Source organism: Salinibacterium sp. M195, assembly GCF_019443965.1.
GTDB lineage: Bacteria > Actinomycetota > Actinomycetes > Actinomycetales > Microbacteriaceae > Rhodoglobus.
Map to the genome: position 1 here is coordinate 2,579,218 of NZ_CP040814.1, position 16,320 is coordinate 2,595,537.

The following is a 16,320-nucleotide window of genomic DNA, read 5'->3' on the forward strand; positions in this document are numbered from 1 at the left end:
GAATGATAATGCTTCTTACTAATTGCGGGTTAGAGCCCTACGTCTGATGCCTCGATGAAGCCAGAATCAACAAGCTTCGTCTGCACGTCGTCCTTCACAACAACCTCAGGCGCGATGAGGAACGCAGGAACAACCTTTTCACCGTTGTCGTACGTTTCGGTGTCGTTGATCTCCGGCTCGTCGCCGTTCATGACTGCCTCGACGAAGCCGAAGACGACGTTGCCGAGCTCGCGGGTGTCTTTCCAGACGGTCATCGACTGTTGGCCAGCGAGGATGTTGACGACGCTAGCCTTGTCGGCATCCTGGCCTGTCAAGAGAGGCCAGTCAGTTCCCGCGGTGTAACCAGCACTGCGGAGCGATGCGGCAATACCCTGAGCGAGGCTGTCGTTGGGAGAAAGAACTACGTCGATCTTCTCGCCACCGGTGTAGAACGATCCCAGACGGTTGTCGAGCTCGGACTGAGCGGAGTCCGACTTCCAGCCGAGAATTCCGATGCTTGCCCAGTCATCGTTGCTTGCGGGTGCCTTGCCCGAGGGAACAACCAACTGGCCATTCTCTACGTACGGAAGCAAAATATCCCACGCGCCAGAGAAGAAGAACTTGGCGTTGTTGTCGTCGGGGCTACCGGCGAAAGGCTCGAGGTTGAACGGGCCAGCGCCATCAGCAAGGCCGAGCTGCGCTTCGATGAACTCGCCCTGAAGCTGACCAACCTTGTAGTTGTCGAAGGTTGCGTAGTAGTCGACGTCAGGGGTGCCATTAATCAGACGATCGTAAGCAATAACCGTGATGTCCTGTGCTGCTGCATCGGCGAGCACCGGCGCAAGAAGCTCTCCGTCGATCGCGGCGATGACGATAACGTCGACGCCCGAAGCAATCTGGTTCTGAATCTGGCTGATCTGAGTGTCGGCCTTGTCATCCGCGTACTGAAGGTCAGCCGAGTAGCCGGCGTCTTCGAGCTGAGCCTTGAGCCCTTCACCGTCGTTGATCCAGCGTTCGAGGCTTCGAGTGGGCATCGAAATTCCGACGCTGCCGAGGCTGTCGCCGCCGCTGCCCGCTTCGCCGCTGCTGCAGGCTGCGAGCCCGAGGGTCATCACAGTCGCTGCTGCGACTGCAATTATTTTCTTCATTGACATCTGTGTTGTCCCTTTCGAGTGTGATTGCCGGACAAAAGCCGGAAGCACTGCGCGTGTTGCCGGCAGAGGGGCAGAAGCGTGATCCTCGCGAAAGGGAATGTAGCACTGGCGTCGGTTGCCCGACGAGTGCGTGCGTTACTCCGTTGTATCGCGAGGGATGCGCTCGGCACCCCTTTTGTTGACATTGAGAACATATATGGGTTTACCGCGTGAACACAACAGCATTCCCCGAAAATTGGATAACGATTGGCTGAAAATGACGGTTTAGGCCGCTTCTGCCGCGAAAAATCGCGCATTGACGCGAACAGTAGAGCCGAGTAAGTTGTTCAGAATAACTTATTGTCTACGCCGTCAACGGAGAGTCACCATGTCTACACAACCCACCCCAGCCGACAAGTTCTCATTCGGCCTCTGGACGATTGGCTGGGAAGGAGTGGACCCGTTCGGTGGAGCAACTCGTGCCCCTCTCGATATCGTTCACGGCGTTGAAAAGCTCGCCGAGCTAGGCGCCTACGGCGTTACCTTCCACGACGACGACCTCTTCGCTTTCGGATCGACTGATGCCGAACGCCAGAAGCAGATCGACCGCCTGAAGCAAGTACTCAGCGACACCGGCCTCATCGTGCCGATGGTCACCACCAACCTCTTTAGCGCCCCCGTCTTTAAAGACGGCGGCTTCACCTCCAACGATCGCAGCGTTCGCCGCTTCGCTATGCGCAAGGCAATGCGTCAGCTCGAACTAGGCGTCGAGCTAGGCGCCAAGACCTTCGTCATGTGGGGCGGTCGTGAAGGTGCCGAGTACGACTCCGCAAAAAACGTGCGCGCAGCACTCGAGCGCTACCGCGAAGCTCTCAACCTGTTTGGTGACTATGTCACCGAAAAGGGCTACGACATCCGCTTCGCTATTGAGCCCAAGCCCAACGAGCCCCGTGGTGACATCTTGCTGCCGACCGTCGGTCACGCCATGGCGTTCATCGAAACGCTCGAACGCCCCGAGCTGTTCGGCGTAAACCCCGAGACGGGTCACGAACAGATGGCCGGGCTCAACTTCACTTCGGGTATCGCTCAGGCGCTGTACCAGGACAAGCTGTTCCACATCGATCTCAACGGCCAGCGCGGAATCAAGTACGACCAAGACCTCGTCTTTGGTCACGGCGATCTGCACAACGCGTTCTCGCTCGTCGACCTGCTCGAAAATGGTGGGCCCGATGGAGGCCAGAGCTACACAGGCCCCCGCCACTTTGACTTCAAGCCGAGCCGCACCGAAGACGAAGCCGGAGTGTGGGTTTCCGCTGCCGCCAACATGCGCAACTACCTGCTGCTCAAGGAGCGCGCTGCCGCCTTCCGCGCCGACCCCGAAGTGCAAGAAGCACTCGTCGCAGCGCGCGTCTTCGAACTCTCTGAGAACACTCTCGGCGAGAATGAAAGCTATGACGACCTGTTGGCCGACCGCGCCTCGTACGAAGACTTCGATCACGAGGCCTACTTCAACGGCAAGGGCTTCGGGTTTGTTCGCCTTCAGCAGCTCGCTGGTGAGCACCTCATGGGCGCTCGCTAAATGACCCTCGTCGCGGGGATCGACTCCTCAACCCAGTCCTGCAAGATCGTGATTGTGGATGCCGCGACCGGAGCGCTCGTGCGCACCGGTCGCGCCTCCCATCCCGCCGGCACTGAGGTTGACCCGAACGCCTGGTGGGTGGCTCTCAACGAGGCCATCACCGAGGCGGGCGGATTGGACGACGTCTCCGCGATTTCGGTCGGCGGCCAGCAGCACGGCATGGTCGTTCTGGATGCCGCTGGCCGGGTTATCCGCCCGGCCCTGCTCTGGAACGACACCCGTTCGGCCGCCGCTGCTGCTGCGCTCATCGCAGAGTTTCCCGATGTGGCTGACCGCACAGGCTCAGCGCCCGTCGCGTCATTCACTTCGACAAAACTGCGGTGGTTGCGCGAGAACGAACCCGAAAATGCGGCCCGTGTGGCTGCGGTGTGCTTGCCGCACGATTGGCTGACCTGGCGCCTGCGCGGCTTCGGCCCAGAGAACCCTGACCTCTTTCAGCTCACCACTGATCGCTCCGATGCGAGCGGAACCGGCTATTTCAACTCGGTTACCAACGAATACGACGACGAAGTCTTCAGTGCCGCCCTCGGTCGCAGTTTCACCACAGACGATGTGGTGTTGCCTCGCATCATTGCCCCCGGTGAATCGGCTGGCACTATCGCGGGCACCACTACAGCGGTTGCGTGTGGTGCCGGCGATAACGCGGGAGCTGCGCTCGGATTAGGTGCTCGCCCCGGCGACGCCGTGGTCTCCATCGGCACAAGCGGCACAGTGTTCGCCGTTGCGTCGGAGCAGCTGCCTGATCCGACCGGCACGGTCGCTGGATTTGCGGATGCGAGCGGCAACTTCTTACCCCTCGTCGCAACTCTCAATGCGGCTCGTGTGCTCGACAGCACCGCGGCCCTGCTCGGCGTCGACTACGACGAGCTTGGTGCGCTTGCTCTCGAAGCAGCACCCGGCGCTGGCGGCCTTGTTCTTCAGCCGTATTTCGAAGGCGAACGCACCCCTAACCTTCCGGATGCCACGGCAACCCTCTTCGGCATGACTCTTGCTTCCACTACCCGCCCCGCGCTGGCACGCGCAGCGATCGAGGGCCTGTTGTGCGGACTCGCCGATGGCCTCGACGCGCTAGCCCGTCAGGGAGTTTCTGCTGACCGCATTCTCCTCATCGGCGGCGCCGCCCAGAACTCGGCTGTGTCGACGATTGCGTCGCAAGTCTTCGCCGTTCCGGTGGTCGTGCCAGAGCCTGGCGAGTATGTGGCCCTCGGCGCTGCAGCCCAAGCCGCGTGGGTGCTGGCTGGCGCCCGGCCCGACTGGAGTATCGCTACGGTCGCGGAACCGGCATCCGACCACTGCCCTATTATTCGGGAGCAGTACGCGCGTTATTCGGCGTGAGCTGCGCTGCCTTCATGAGTGGCGAGTAGCCCGCTCAGTAGCGCCGCGAGCTGATCGCGTTCATTGTCCGTCAACGCAGCCAGGAGTCGCTCTTCGTTCTCAATATGAGCGGCGAGCGCACCTTCAACAGCTTCAGCACCTCTGCCGGTGAGCGCAACGCGGATGGTTCGTCGATTCTCGGGGTCTGTCTCGCGCGAAATGAACCCCTTGGTCACGAGACGATCGAGTCGATTGGTAATGGCGCCTGAGGTGACCATGGCGCTGTCCGTGAGGGCGCCAGCGGTGAGTCCGCGCGGTCCGGCATCCGTTCGCAGCAGAGTGGCGAGAATGTCGAACTCCCCCGGTTGCAAACCGTGCGCTTCGAAAACGTCGCTCTGCGCTCGTTCGACGAGGCGTGTGAGGCGAGAGAGGCGCCCGAGCACGCCCATCGCGCTCACATCAAGTTCTGGGCGCACGGTTGCCCACTGTGCGAGGATGCGGTCGACGCTGTCTGACATGGGGCCCCGATCTTTCAACGTTGAACTATTTGACGATTCCAGCATAACGCTCTAGATTGTTTAACGTTGAACTATTGAACATTGAGGAATTCTAGTGCATCTCCGCAATACTCTCATCACCGCAATCGCGCCCATCGCGTGGGGCACGACTTACATCGTCACGACCGAACTGCTGCCTGACGGGCATCCACTCTTCGCCTCACTCGTACGCGCCCTCCCTGCTGGGCTCATCGCCATCGCCCTCACTCGGCAACTGCCCAACGGCGCGTGGTTATGGAAGTCACTTGTGCTCGGCATCCTCAACATCGGCGCCTTCTTCCCGCTGCTCTTCATCGCCGCCTACCGCCTCCCCGGCGGCGTGGCCGCCACCCTTGGAGCCGCCCAGCCCCTCATCGTCGCCGCCCTCATGGTCGTGATCCTGCGCCAAAACGTACCGTGGCGGCTCGTAGCCTGGGGCATTGTCGGAGCGCTCGGCGTAGCCTTCGTTGTGTTGCGGGCGAGCGCACAGCTCGATACAGCCGGCGTGATCGCCGGACTCGGCGGCACCGCGTCAATGGCAGTCGGGGTGATCCTGTCGAAACGTTGGGGAAAGCCCGCCGGAGTCTCGTCGTTGGGATACGCGGGTTGGCTCCTGACCGCAGGCGGCCTCTTCTTGCTGCCCATAACGATTCTGGGGGAAGGCTTCCCTCCGACGCTGGATGCTCCAGCGATCGCCGGCTACGCCTGGCTCGGCATCATTGGCGGCGTCGTCGCCTACACACTCTGGTTCAGGGGCATCCGCATCGTTCCGCTGACATCTATTGCCGTCCTTGGCCTGCTTTCACCGCTGACCGCTGCGGCCCTTGGCGCACTGGTTCTTGGGGAACGATTCAGCCAGCTCCAACTGCTGGGCTTTGCTCTTGCTCTTGCCGCCATTGTCGGCGCACAAATCCCGTCTCGCGCCGACGCTCGCGCTAGGAAACGTACCCCGCTGTCCCCCGATAAAGTGGTCTAGGAATCGCCCGAGTCTTCGCGGATCACGCCACGTTTTGAGGGGACAGACAGAACGTTCTGGTCAGTATTTATGCGGGAACTTTTCGCTGACACCCAAACGGGGGTCTACTGACCGGATTCGGTGGCTTGCATGCTTCAGTAAGCAAGAACCGTAAACACACTTCTGGGGGGAGGTATCCGATGCCCGAGCACGTCATCCTATTTGCTGGCCCCATGGGTGCCGGTAAAACCACTGCCATCCGTGCCCTCAGCGAGATCGAAGTGATCAGCACCGAAGCGACAAATAGCGATCGCTCCTCCGCAGACAAAGCGACAACAACTGTTGCTCTCGATTACGGTGAAATCGGGGTGAATGCGGCAGAAAAAGTTCGCCTCTACGGAGTCCCCGGTCAACGACGTTTCGATTTCATGTGGACGATCCTTGCCGAACGTGCCGAAGGCCTGCTGCTCTTGGTCAATGCGGATGCGGAAAACCCGGTCGAAACCGCAATCGAATACGTCAAAGAATTTTACGAACTGTACGAGCGCGGCGGAATTGTGATCGGACTCACTCGCGCCGACCTCGTGCCCGTCGCACTGATCGAAGAATACGCCAACGCCCTCGCCGACGAGATGCCCGACGTACTCATTCCTGTCCTGACTGCCGATGCCCGCTCGCACGACGACATGATGGTGCTGCTCATGACCTTGGTCGCTAATGTCGAGCTCAAACAAGCCGTCGCTGCCAACAGAACCCTGACTTCAGGGAGGGCACGATGACCATCGCAACGCATCTCGACCCGAAATATATTTCGAGAAGCGAACTCGCCCTCGGTGGCCTCAAAGATCTTGCCCCATCACTGAGCTATGCAAGCATTCTCACCGAGGACGGCTTCAGCGTGGTCAGCGTAGAAGGCAGTGCGCTCGACAACAATCGATTTGCGAGTATGGCCAGTTCAACTCAGGCCCTCGCCGATGCTGTCGCACGGGAACTCAAACTCGGGGATAACGAGTTTGTGATCTTCGCGGCCGAACACGGCCACGTCGTTCAGGTACGAGTCGCAGGCCACCCGCTAGTACTCGCCGCCCTGTTCACCGACAAAGAGGCCATCGGCAAATCACTGTCTGCCGCCAGGCGCACCGCACGAAGGCTCAACGTCTTCCTCACGGCCCTCTGAGGCCCCACCGCTTTACCCACATAACCCGAAAACCCGCACCACTTATTGAGCACGCAATACCCGAACAACCCGCAGCAGGACCAGGAACGACGAACAGCGAACGATCACTTGTCTAACCCGCAGATCGCCAGCTGAATCGAGGATTTTTACCCGCAAGCACGACCGCGGTGCACCCTCGGCACCGCACCCCAATTCACGCAGGAGGCGTGAAGATGACTACTTACACAACTCACATCCCCGCCGGCTGGTACCCCGACCCGCTTGGCCTTCCGCAACTGCGCTGGTGGGATAACCACACGTGGACAGATCAGATTTCTGGAGCCCGCGCTCCCCTCGTGCACCAACTCGTCGACCGGCAATTCGCGGACCCTACTGAGGTTGAATTCGAGACTGCCGCTCAGATCGACGCGGAGCCCGCATCGACGAACATCGTCGAACCACCCGAGGCAACGCTCACGAGCACGCTGCGCCAGCTCGAAGCACCCCTTGCCACGGATGCCGTCGACTCCGCGAGCGCTGGCGACCCGACAGTGGATTACCGCGACAGCGCCCGTGACGACGCAGCTTTCCCCGCCGCGACGTCAGAATGGGCCCACGTTGCCGAGGCAGTCAAAATTGCGTCGAGTAGCGCACAGCCGACCGTGTTGGCGATCACGTCATCCAGTTTTCCGATGCTCGTCATTGATGTGTCGGAGCGTGCGTACTGGTGGAAAGCCGAGATTGCCGCTTTCCCGACGCACCCCGCAGACATCAACATCCGCAGCCATGTTCGCGAAGAAGTCATCATGCCTACGGGAGCCGGTTTCGACCTGAGCCCATTGCTCTGGATGACCGGCACTACCGGCTATGCGGATGCGTCGGCACCCTGGCTCACCGACGGTGCGCGTTATCGCCTGCGCCGCTGGCCCAATATTACGAACTTGCCGCACGATGCTGACCAGCTGCGGATGACCTCGATACTGAGCCATGCGCCATTGTCGGCGAACGAGCTCTCGGCTATCGCGGAGACGACTCCAGCAGCAGCGAATGCTCTCCTCGCGGCGCTGAGCCTGATGAATATTCTGCGGGTGCTTCCGGGCGCCAGCGATGAAGAGATTGGTGCACCGGCTCCCGCTGCGGCGCCTCGTGGCTTCTTTGCGCGCTTGCGTGGTCGCCACACCAAGTAACCGTGTGAAGCCGAGCGGGTGGGTTCCTTACCCGATTCGCCCGCTCGGCTGAACATTCCTTGACTTCTATCTCTATATAGATAGATTTAAGGGCATGGAGCCCCTATCTCGCATTACCGCGGCCACGCTCGACGTGATTGAAGCACTCACGTCCGCACCGAACCCCCTCTGGGGTCTCCGAATCGTCAAGAGCACTGGCCGCCCTGCCGGCAGCGTGTATCCCATCCTGGAGCGACTCGAACGACTGGGGTGGGTCACCTCCCAGTGGGAAGATGACTCGAAACGCTCCGGCCCCCGCCGCCGCCTTTATGAACTGACCTCGGATGGTGCGGCATCAGCACCGGCACTTATCTCGTCGCAGCGCGCCATCGCCGATCCCAGCACAACCCCGCGAGGCACGTCTGCAGTTCGCTCATTCGGTGCTTCCGCGTGACCCTGTCGCAGCGCGCCATCAACGCCATCGCCCGCACCCTCCCGGCCGCAGCCCGAGAACGCTATCGCGAAGAGTGGCGCGCCGATCTCTCCGGGGCCGCCGAATTAGACATGACTACAGCGTCTGTCGTGTGGGGTGCCGCGGTGACCTCCGTGACCATCGACCGAGATGCGCCGGAAGTTACCGGTATGACATTGAGCACACTCGCAGCTCGCCGGGCACGCTGGGCATTGGCCGCCTTCATCAGTGCCGGTGTTCTCGGAGTTGGGCTGCTGATTTGGGGCGGGTATGGACTTCCAGGAACAACCACCGCGCTCAGCGCCCAGCTCTTAGCAGCAGCGGCATCATTGCTAAAAATTGCCGCCATTGCCTTCGTCGTGATCGGGATGCTCGCGACCGTGCGCGCGATCATCACCCAGAGAGTCGCCTCCAGCCACGCTGGCACTGCGACTAGCCGTAAGACTCTCCTGCGGCCGACCTCCGTGACCGTCTGGGTGCTCATCGCGGCGGCCGTGACGATCGGACTCCTGATGGTGGTGCCAGTGGCCATCTTCGCCATTGCAGCGCTGGCTACTCCCGTGGTACTGACGATCGTGATCAGCGGGCGTGGTCGCCTCGGCTCTGTTCCGATTCGCGCACGAACGCGAGTGCTCATCGGGGTCGCGACTGTCATTGCCACGGCAGCGACTGTTGGCTTAGGCACGCTGCATATCGTGGTCTGGAACCCGCTAGCAGCGGTCCCCGGGCTCAGTCTCGATGACATCTATGCTCAAATGGCAGCGGCAGGAGAGTCACCGTTCCCCTACTTGATCTGGGTCTGGGGAGCGTTCTGGTTGCTTGCCGCACTAGCGTTTGGTATCGCCTGCGTCACCCCCAAGCTCAGCCGCACAATCTCCGTTCAAGCGCTCGCGGCAAGCGCACTAGCCATCCCCGGTCTGGCACTCTCCTTCCACGCCTTTGCCGGATTCAACATGGGGATGTCGATGGCCGACACCTTCGAGATCTACGGCGGCGACGCGGCACTCTCTGGTCCAGCACTGGCGATGGCGGGGCAGCTCTGTCTCGTGGCTGCAGTGTGGCTCGCGCTACTCCCGGCACGAACGAACGCGGGCCGCCTACCTGAGCAGACGACCCGCGTCGTAACGAACTAGCGTGCCCCTGCGGGCCTGAGTCGCTTAGCTGTGAACCGCAGCGAGAGTGCGGCGGTCGTCAAGCAACTGAGGCCACAACTTTCGACGGTCACGCACAACGAAACCGCGCGCAATGAAGCGATCCTTGCCGTCGAAGCGAGGGGTGTAAAGCCCACGACCGTGCATGGCGCGCAGATTGTCGAGCATCAAGAGATCTCCCCGCTGCAACACATGGGCATCACGGTGCGCGATATAGGTCTCGACGACACGCTCGAGCAGACCCTGAGATTCGACAGTGGTGCCCCGCATGAGGTTCTGGTCGACCAAAATGTAGGGGTCATCTGCGGGACCAGTAAGGATCGGGAACGGTCCACGCACCTCATCCGGCTTCGGAACAAAGGGTTGGAAGGACTCGTCGATCGTTGTCTCCCAGAGCGGCAAACGCAACAGCGCAAGGTCTTCCTCCGACATATGCTGCATTAGCTTGCGACCCGAGAACGCATAGGTCTTCGCATTTTCATCCCCTCGGAGCGCTCCGAGGATGACGTAGTCAGGCTTGAAGTCCGAGAAGCATTGCTCGGTGTGAGCTTCGAGCTCCACCTTCGAGCCCTGCGACTGCTGGGTTACGGCGAGTTTCGGGTTAGGGACCATGTCCTGAATAAGGTGGCCGTTGCCCTCAGCCTCGTAAGCGACCATGCTCCCGAGGAGGTGGGCAAGTATCGCCATCTCTTTAGCGAAAACAGTGCGTGCACCGAGGCCATTCTTGTTGTTCAGCGGGGTATCGATAAGGTCTTCGTCGACATACAAACCACGCACAACCATGATGCCGGTTTCAGAACCAACGTCAGCAAAATTCAGAACAGCAGCACGGACCTCTTCTGGCAAACCAAACGCCGCAGCAAGCGCCTGACGACCGAAGTCATCGGGGCTCTCATTGGGGTGCGCAGTTATGCTCTCTGCAGCAAGACGGATAGCGTCAGCGCTAGCCGGGTCAAGAGTGAAAAGACTCGATTGGAGCTCGTGAACGGTAATGTCGCACCCCTTTACTTCGTGCGGCGCGCAAGCTGTGGCTTACGTGGCTCACGGAACGAGCGCTCGCAGACATCGCCTCCAATGGGAAGGCACTTCATAAATTACACCGTTTGGCCCCAAAAGGAAGAGGTTCGATGAACAATTCCTTTGCGTTCCACGCAAGAAAAAACCGCAACCAGAAGTGAACGTTGGCGGGCAGTTCTCGCGATAAGATTGTCCGGTCAGCGGGAGTGGTGAAATTGGTATACACGCAGGATTTAGGTTCCTGTGCTTTCGAGCGTGCGGGTTCAAGTCCCGCCTTCCGCACAACATAGATCGCACAGCTCTGAGTGCACGACACTGAGCACACATCACGGATTGCACTTAGCCGAGTGCACTTCGCCGGGCGCGACTCACATTGCCGTTCCACAGGGCGCGCAAAGAAAAGGCGCACGCTGAGCTTTCGCTCAATGCGCACCCGCCCCCGACCGGATCCCGGTCTAGTTGGCCGAGGTTTCTTCTGCGGCCACGACGGTCTTACCGATAGCGCTGCCGGTTTCCACGAGCGCGTGCGCGGCGCGCAACTGTTGTGCGTTGAGCGGGCTAAACGTGCGCGTGAGCGTGGTGTGGATGCGTCCGGCATCCACTAGATCTGCTACCTCGTTGAGAAGCTGGTGTTGCAGCACCATGTCTGCGGTGTGCTGCGCTGAGCGGGTGAACATGAGCTCCCAGTGCCAGCTCAGAGCTTTCGCCTTGAGGGAGAGCAGGTCGAGCTCTGCCTCATCGTCGATCGCCACGATCTCACCGAACGGCTTGAGCAGCTCGACGATGGCCGGCAAGTTCTTTCCTGTCTGCGAAGTGAATACCCAGTCGACACCCCCTGACGCGACTTCGGCTACGTTGGCCGCGAGATCCCCGCGGTGGCTGACGACAGCATCCGCCCCCATCTTGGTGACCCATTCGCGAGTTTCGTCACGTGATGCCGTAGCAATCACGCGCACACCGGTGAGCTCTTTCGCGAGTTGAATGAGAATGGAACCCACTCCCCCAGCGGCACCAAGAACGAGAAGGGTTCCGGTGCTGGCGCGAGTAGCTTCCGGGGCGGGTGATGCTTCCTGCGTACCAAACCTCATCGCCCGGTTGGAACAGCGTTGCCTCTGGACCGACTGCTCTCACGACCCCGGACGCGTCCCATCCGATGATCTTGTCGACAAAACCGCCACCAGCGCGAACCTTCACATCGACGGGGTTGACCGAAACTGCGGCAACTTCCACGAGGATGTCGTGACCGGTTGGCGCCTCAACGATCAGTTCTTCGTCAACCAGGCTGCCGTCACCGTCAATCGGCCCGCTCGCTCGAGTAAAGACCGCGGGAGCGGCAGAGCCAATACTGAAGGGGAAAGAGGATGACGTGTTCACTTGGGGTCCTTTGCGTGGTCGCTAACGTGTAGCCCTCACGCTAAACCGCCCATAGTGGTGACCCGCAAGGGAGGCAAGTTACCCCGAGGTAAGCGTTTAGACGAGTGCGCGTGCGGCCTCGGTGCGTTGCGCGTGCTCGAGTTGTGACTCTGCCCACACCCGCAAAGCTTCAAGAGGAACTCCGGCTTCTTGGCCAAGTTGGGTCAAAGAGTACTCGACCCGAAGGGGAACTTCGGCGAAGACCTCGCGGTCGACGATTCCGTAGTCTTCAAGGCGACGGAGGGTGCTGGTCAAAACTTTGGGCGAAATACCGTCAAGATGACGCTGCAGTTCTCCAAAACGCATGCGGCCACCTAAGAGAGCACCGATCGCGAGCGCCGACCATTTGCTTGCGACAACATCCAAGAGATCGCGGCAGGGGCATGTCGCCGAAAATACGTTGCCAACGTGGCTCTCGTTGTGCTCGCGCTCGAAGTCCATGACGATCCTTTCGATAGTTACTATCCGAATGATAGTTGATGAGGGTGCTCGAGCACAGATGCGGGGGTATCCCCCACAGCGACGGCCCCGCCACACGCGGTACCCTCTATCTACATAGCTAATGTCGCCGACTACGCGCACCTAGCCGACGATTCTGGAGTTCCCCCGTGGTAGGCACTGCCCTAATACCCTGGCTCGATCCCGAAAACCTCATCGAAGGCTTCGGTGCCTTCGCCCTGCTCGGCGTTCTCTTCATCGTGTTTGCCGAGACAGGGCTTCTCGTTGGCTTTTTCCTTCCGGGTGACACCCTGCTTATCATCACCGGCATTCTGACGTTTACCCCCGGCGGCATTGAGCTCGATATTTGGTGGGTATGCCTTTCCATTAGCGTCGCGGCGTTTCTTGGCGGAGAAGTCGGTTATCTGATCGGCCACAAGGCAGGGCCCCGGATCTTTGAACGCAAAGAAACCGGACTCTTTAGCGTGGAGAATGTCAAACGCACCAACGCGTTCTTCACCCGTTTCGGCGGCCTTGCTGTGATTCTCGCTCGTTTCGTTCCGGTGGTGCGCACCTTCGCCCCCATCGCGGCGGGTGTTGGGCACATGAACTACCGCAAGTACAGCCTGTATAACGCGATCGGCGCCCTCGTTTGGGGCTCGGGCCTCACGTATGCGGGCTACTTGTTGGGCAATATCCCACCGCTGAGGGACTTCATCGTCGGTTACATCGACTTGATCCTGCTGGCCGCCGTCGCAGTGTCAATACTGCCAACGGTGTTTCACCTCGTGCGGTCGTCACACAAAGCCAAGAAGGCCCGCGAGGCCGGCCACGGAGATGCCCCCAGCGATAACGAAGCCGAAGCGCTCGCTCTCCACCCGAAAGACTTCGACCAGAACCTCACCGACTAGGTCGTCGAAAGAGTACCGCGCTACCCACGCGGAGACAGTTACTGGGCGAGTCGCTTACGGAGAGCTTCTACCGACTGCTGAGCGCTGCGACGAACTTCAATATCTTCGTCCTTGACGAGTGCCGACATCGCGTCGATGTCGTCTGCAGAGCCGACAGTTCCCAAAGCACGAGCCGCTGATGCGCGAACGCGGGCAGTTTCATCGGTGAGGAGCGCCACAAGCTGTTCGCGCGCATCGAGTCGACGAGTAGCAACCACACGCGTCGCCATTTCGCGCACTCGCCACGCTTGGTTACTGAGAGCAGCGCGCACAGCATCCGCAGCGCTGTCATCCCACGCGTGCAGTAGTGCGCGCGTTCCCCACAGCTCGGGCCAGTAAAGCACTGGAGCACCATCGAGGATGCCCTGGGCGTGCTCACCGCCAACGATCAGCAAAAACTCTTTGCCTTCGTTATTGCCCGCAATGAGCGAGACAGCGCGCTCAACGATGACGGCTTCGCCATGGCGTGCGCTAGCGGCCGCGATGCGGGCTGCAATGGGGAGTTCAAGATTTACGGCGTGGGGATCATCATGTTCAGACACGCCTCAACCCTACGTTGTTGCGCTCGATACCGAGACCGCACGGCACATTCTGGGGTGAGAGCTACCAGTAACTACTGGTCACCGAGCAGTTGGGCGCGCACGATCGGCATGATTGCGGCGAAAGCCTGAGCGCGGTGGCTGAGAGCATCCTTCTGATCAGACGTCAGATCGGCTGAAGTTCCTGGCTGCCCATCCGGACAGAAAATCGGGTCATACCCGAACCCCTCAGTTCCGCTGCGCTCGGTCGCGACGGTGCCAGGCCAGAGTGCGAGCTCCACGAACTCGCGTGCAGCAGTCCCGGCGCCGTCGGTCACTGCCTTCCCCGCTCCGGCGATGTCACCGCCATCGCCAGTCGAGCCTGCAGCCTGTGTCGGCACCACGAATGCCGCCGCGCACGCAAACTGGGCGGCACGGTCATCCACGCCGACCAAGTTCGTCAAGAGCAGTTCGAGGTTGTCGCTGTCATTGCGCGTACCCGCATACCGCGCCGAGTGGATGCCGGGGGCACCCCCCAGCGCATCAACACAAATCCCGGAATCGTCTGCCAGCGCTGGCAGCCCGGTGTGCGCGGCGGCGGCCCGCGCCTTGATCAGCGCATTCGCTTGGAACGTATCGCCATCCTCGACCGGCTCGGGGCCGTCATAGGCCACGAGTTCGAGACCATCGAGCGCAGGCCCAAGAATGCGGCGCAGCTCAGCGACTTTATGAGCGTTGTGGGTAGCGAGAACGATGCGCATGACTACGCGCCAGTGAGGGTGGTGCTGCTCTGGCCGAGAGTCGCGGCCTGAATAGCAGTAAGGTCGACGCCGCCGGCAAGAGCAAGGTCGAGCAACGAGTCGAGTTCGCGGCGGTCAAAGGGAGCACCTTCGGCGGTGCCCTGAACCTCGACAAAGAGGCCACGGCCGGTGACAACAACGTTCATGTCTGTCTCGGCACGAACGTCTTCGACGTAGGCGAGGTCGAGCATGGGCTCACCATCGATGATTCCGACGCTGACGGCGGCGAGCGAGTCGAAGAGTGCCTTCGAGTTTTTGCCGATGAACTTCTTTTCACGACCCCATTCGATAGCGTCAGCGAGCGCAACATACGCACCGGTGATGGCTGCCGTGCGGGTTCCGCCATCAGCTTGGAGAACGTCGCAGTCGATCACGATCGTGTTCTCGCCGAGAGCCTTCATGTCGACGACAGCGCGGAGGCTGCGACCGATGAGGCGCGAAATTTCGTGGGTGCGGCCGCCGACCTTGCCCTTGACCGCTTCACGGTCCATGCGGCTGTTGGTGCTGCGAGGCAGCATCGAGTACTCGGCGGTGACCCAGCCTTTACCCTTTCCTGCCATCCAACGCGGAACACCGTTAGTGAAGGATGCGGTGCACAGCACCTTGGTCTTGCCGAAGGAGATTAGCGCTGACCCTTCAGCCTGGTCGCTCCATCCACGCTCGATTGTTACTTCGCGCAGTTCGTTGTTTTCGCGGCCATCGTGACGGGTCATGTCTCTTCTTTCTTTTAGTGAAGTCGTGCTGTTAGTCAAAGTGCGGAAGCGTTATTGCGCCGGTCTCAAAGGTTTCGACCCTCACAATGTTGGGGCCCATAAAGCGAGATGCTAGGCGTGTGAAGCCGAGCTTGTCTGGCCCGGTTGCCTCGAAGGTGTGGTTGGCAGATTTCGAGGGGTCTCGCAGCAAGTTATGCGCCACGAGCGTGTTGTACACGTCATAGGCAGTCTCTTCCGCACTCGACACGAGCGTGACATCGCGACCCATCACATACTGAATCGCGGCAGAAATGTGGGGGTAGTGCGTGCAGCCAAGCACGAGGGTATCGATCTCGGCAGCCTTCAGCGGCGCCAAATACTCTTCAGCGACGGCGAGAACTTCTGGTCCGGTCGTGACGCCGGCTTCCACAAATTCGACGAAACGCGGGCAGGCCTGGGTAAAAAGTTCGATTGCGGATGCCGCAGCGAAGGCATCCTCGTACGCCCGAGACTTGATCGTGCCCTCGGTGCCGATCACTCCGACGCGGCCGTTGCGGGTCTGACGAACTGCCGCCCTCGTGGCGGGCTGGATCACTTCGACGACCTCGATGCCGTAGGCCTCCGTGTAGCGCTCTCGTGCATCCCGAAGCATTGCGGCAGACGCCGTGTTACAGGCAATCACGAGCAACTTCACGCCGTCGTCAACGAGGCGATCCATGACTTCGAGGGCATAGCGACGAACATCCGCTATCGGCTTGGGGCCATACGGCGAGTGCAGAGTGTCGCCAACGTAGAGAATCGATTCATGCGGCAACTGGTCAATGATCGCCCGAGCTACGGTGAGGCCACCGACTCCGGAGTCGAAAACGCCAATAGGTGCATCAGTCACGCCCTCAATCGTAGTGGTCGATGCGCGAATTCTCCCCGACAGCGCTGAGGGTCTGTCGCGTACGCTTGTGGGGTGAGTACCGCTCTGCTAACTGACCAATAC

General features: G+C 60.5%; 19 protein-coding genes and 1 tRNA gene. 10 read left to right on the forward strand and 10 right to left on the reverse strand.

The window, feature by feature from the left end; genetic code table 11:
- Positions 1 to 29: 29 nt before the first annotated feature.
- Positions 30 to 1,133 carry a multiple monosaccharide ABC transporter substrate-binding protein gene (gene chvE / locus FFT87_RS12320; RefSeq protein ID WP_219948993.1) on the reverse strand — a complete coding sequence of 368 codons (1,104 nt, stop codon included), beginning with the start codon at positions 1,131 to 1,133 and terminating at the stop codon, positions 30 to 32.
- Positions 1,134 to 1,500: 367 nt separating this feature from the next.
- Here chvE and xylA point away from each other — a divergent pair, with 367 nt between their 5' ends.
- Together xylA and xylB are read left to right on the forward strand one after the other, a co-directional pair.
- Positions 1,501 to 2,691, forward strand: coding sequence for a xylose isomerase (gene xylA, locus FFT87_RS12325; protein WP_219948994.1), 1,191 nt, complete (start codon positions 1,501 to 1,503; stop codon positions 2,689 to 2,691).
- The gene (gene xylB / locus FFT87_RS12330) at positions 2,692 to 4,086 is read left to right on the forward strand and encodes a xylulokinase (RefSeq protein WP_219948995.1); all 1,395 of its coding nucleotides are present in this window, start codon (positions 2,692 to 2,694) and stop codon (positions 4,084 to 4,086) included.
- Here xylB and FFT87_RS12335 read toward each other — a convergent pair.
- Positions 4,074 to 4,583 carry a MarR family winged helix-turn-helix transcriptional regulator gene (locus FFT87_RS12335; RefSeq protein ID WP_219948996.1) on the reverse strand — a complete coding sequence of 170 codons (510 nt, stop codon included), beginning with the start codon at positions 4,581 to 4,583 and terminating at the stop codon, positions 4,074 to 4,076. The genes xylB and FFT87_RS12335 overlap by 13 nt on opposite strands.
- Before the next feature lie 94 nt (positions 4,584 to 4,677).
- Between FFT87_RS12335 and FFT87_RS12340 the strand changes: the two genes are divergently transcribed.
- The 6 genes from FFT87_RS12340 to FFT87_RS12365 all read left to right on the forward strand — a co-directional run bounded on the left by FFT87_RS12340 (position 4,678) and on the right by FFT87_RS12365 (position 9,483).
- Positions 4,678 to 5,577 carry an EamA family transporter gene (locus FFT87_RS12340; RefSeq protein ID WP_255559930.1) on the forward strand — a complete coding sequence of 300 codons (900 nt, stop codon included), beginning with the start codon at positions 4,678 to 4,680 and terminating at the stop codon, positions 5,575 to 5,577.
- 179 nt (positions 5,578 to 5,756) lie between these two features.
- Positions 5,757 to 6,335, forward strand: coding sequence for an ATP/GTP-binding protein (locus FFT87_RS12345; RefSeq protein WP_219948997.1), 579 nt, complete (start codon positions 5,757 to 5,759; stop codon positions 6,333 to 6,335).
- Positions 6,332 to 6,733, forward strand: a complete 402-nt coding sequence (locus tag FFT87_RS12350; protein ID WP_219948998.1) for a roadblock/LC7 domain-containing protein — start codon at positions 6,332 to 6,334, stop codon at positions 6,731 to 6,733. The genes FFT87_RS12345 and FFT87_RS12350 overlap by 4 nt, the downstream gene beginning before the upstream one ends.
- A 212-nt stretch (positions 6,734 to 6,945) precedes the next feature.
- Positions 6,946 to 7,899 carry a DUF2510 domain-containing protein gene (locus FFT87_RS12355; protein ID WP_219948999.1) on the forward strand — a complete coding sequence of 318 codons (954 nt, stop codon included), beginning with the start codon at positions 6,946 to 6,948 and terminating at the stop codon, positions 7,897 to 7,899.
- Positions 7,900 to 7,993: 94 nt separating this feature from the next.
- Positions 7,994 to 8,332 carry a PadR family transcriptional regulator gene (locus tag FFT87_RS12360; RefSeq protein WP_219949000.1) on the forward strand — a complete coding sequence of 113 codons (339 nt, stop codon included), beginning with the start codon at positions 7,994 to 7,996 and terminating at the stop codon, positions 8,330 to 8,332.
- Positions 8,329 to 9,483, forward strand: a complete 1,155-nt coding sequence (locus FFT87_RS12365) for a hypothetical protein (protein WP_219949001.1) — start codon at positions 8,329 to 8,331, stop codon at positions 9,481 to 9,483. Before FFT87_RS12360 ends, FFT87_RS12365 begins: the two co-directional genes overlap by 4 nt.
- 24 nt (positions 9,484 to 9,507) lie before the next feature.
- On the opposite strand, the gene FFT87_RS12370 is transcribed toward FFT87_RS12365, so the two are convergent.
- Positions 9,508 to 10,347 carry a TauD/TfdA family dioxygenase gene (locus FFT87_RS12370; RefSeq protein WP_219949002.1) on the reverse strand — a complete coding sequence of 280 codons (840 nt, stop codon included), beginning with the start codon at positions 10,345 to 10,347 and terminating at the stop codon, positions 9,508 to 9,510.
- A 371-nt stretch (positions 10,348 to 10,718) separates the two neighbouring features.
- Between FFT87_RS12370 and FFT87_RS12375 the strand changes: the two genes are divergently transcribed.
- Positions 10,719 to 10,800 (forward strand) — tRNA-Leu (locus FFT87_RS12375).
- 173 nt (positions 10,801 to 10,973) lie between these two features.
- On the opposite strand, the gene FFT87_RS12380 is transcribed toward FFT87_RS12375, so the two are convergent.
- From FFT87_RS12380 to FFT87_RS12390, 3 genes are all read right to left on the reverse strand, one after another.
- Positions 10,974 to 11,516, reverse strand: coding sequence for a zinc-binding dehydrogenase (locus tag FFT87_RS12380; protein WP_219949003.1), 543 nt, complete (start codon positions 11,514 to 11,516; stop codon positions 10,974 to 10,976).
- The gene (locus tag FFT87_RS12385) at positions 11,446 to 11,892 is read right to left on the reverse strand and encodes an alcohol dehydrogenase catalytic domain-containing protein (RefSeq protein WP_219949004.1); all 447 of its coding nucleotides are present in this window, start codon (positions 11,890 to 11,892) and stop codon (positions 11,446 to 11,448) included. The genes FFT87_RS12380 and FFT87_RS12385 overlap by 71 nt, the downstream gene beginning before the upstream one ends.
- Positions 11,893 to 11,988: 96 nt before the next feature.
- Entirely contained in the window at positions 11,989 to 12,372 is a 384-nt protein-coding gene (locus FFT87_RS12390; protein ID WP_219949005.1) for a helix-turn-helix domain-containing protein, read from the reverse strand.
- Positions 12,373 to 12,539: 167 nt separating this feature from the next.
- On the opposite strand from FFT87_RS12390, the gene FFT87_RS12395 reads away from it, so the two are divergent.
- The gene (locus FFT87_RS12395; RefSeq protein WP_219949006.1) at positions 12,540 to 13,280 is read left to right on the forward strand and encodes a DedA family protein; all 741 of its coding nucleotides are present in this window, start codon (positions 12,540 to 12,542) and stop codon (positions 13,278 to 13,280) included.
- 38 nt (positions 13,281 to 13,318) lie between these two features.
- Here the strand turns inward: FFT87_RS12395 and FFT87_RS12400 are convergent, their stop codons facing one another.
- The 4 genes from FFT87_RS12400 to murI form a co-directional block, all read right to left on the reverse strand.
- Positions 13,319 to 13,861 carry a HEAT repeat domain-containing protein gene (locus tag FFT87_RS12400; protein WP_219949007.1) on the reverse strand — a complete coding sequence of 181 codons (543 nt, stop codon included), beginning with the start codon at positions 13,859 to 13,861 and terminating at the stop codon, positions 13,319 to 13,321.
- 71 nt (positions 13,862 to 13,932) lie between these two features.
- Complete coding sequence (locus tag FFT87_RS12405; RefSeq protein ID WP_219949008.1) at positions 13,933 to 14,598, reverse strand: non-canonical purine NTP pyrophosphatase; 666 nt, start codon at positions 14,596 to 14,598, stop codon at positions 13,933 to 13,935.
- Between the two features lie 2 nt (positions 14,599 to 14,600).
- Positions 14,601 to 15,350, reverse strand: a complete 750-nt coding sequence (gene rph / locus FFT87_RS12410; RefSeq protein WP_219949009.1) for a ribonuclease PH — start codon at positions 15,348 to 15,350, stop codon at positions 14,601 to 14,603.
- A 31-nt stretch (positions 15,351 to 15,381) separates the two neighbouring features.
- Positions 15,382 to 16,218, reverse strand: coding sequence for a glutamate racemase (murI, locus tag FFT87_RS12415; RefSeq protein WP_219949010.1), 837 nt, complete (start codon positions 16,216 to 16,218; stop codon positions 15,382 to 15,384).
- Positions 16,219 to 16,320: the final 102 nt, after the last annotated feature.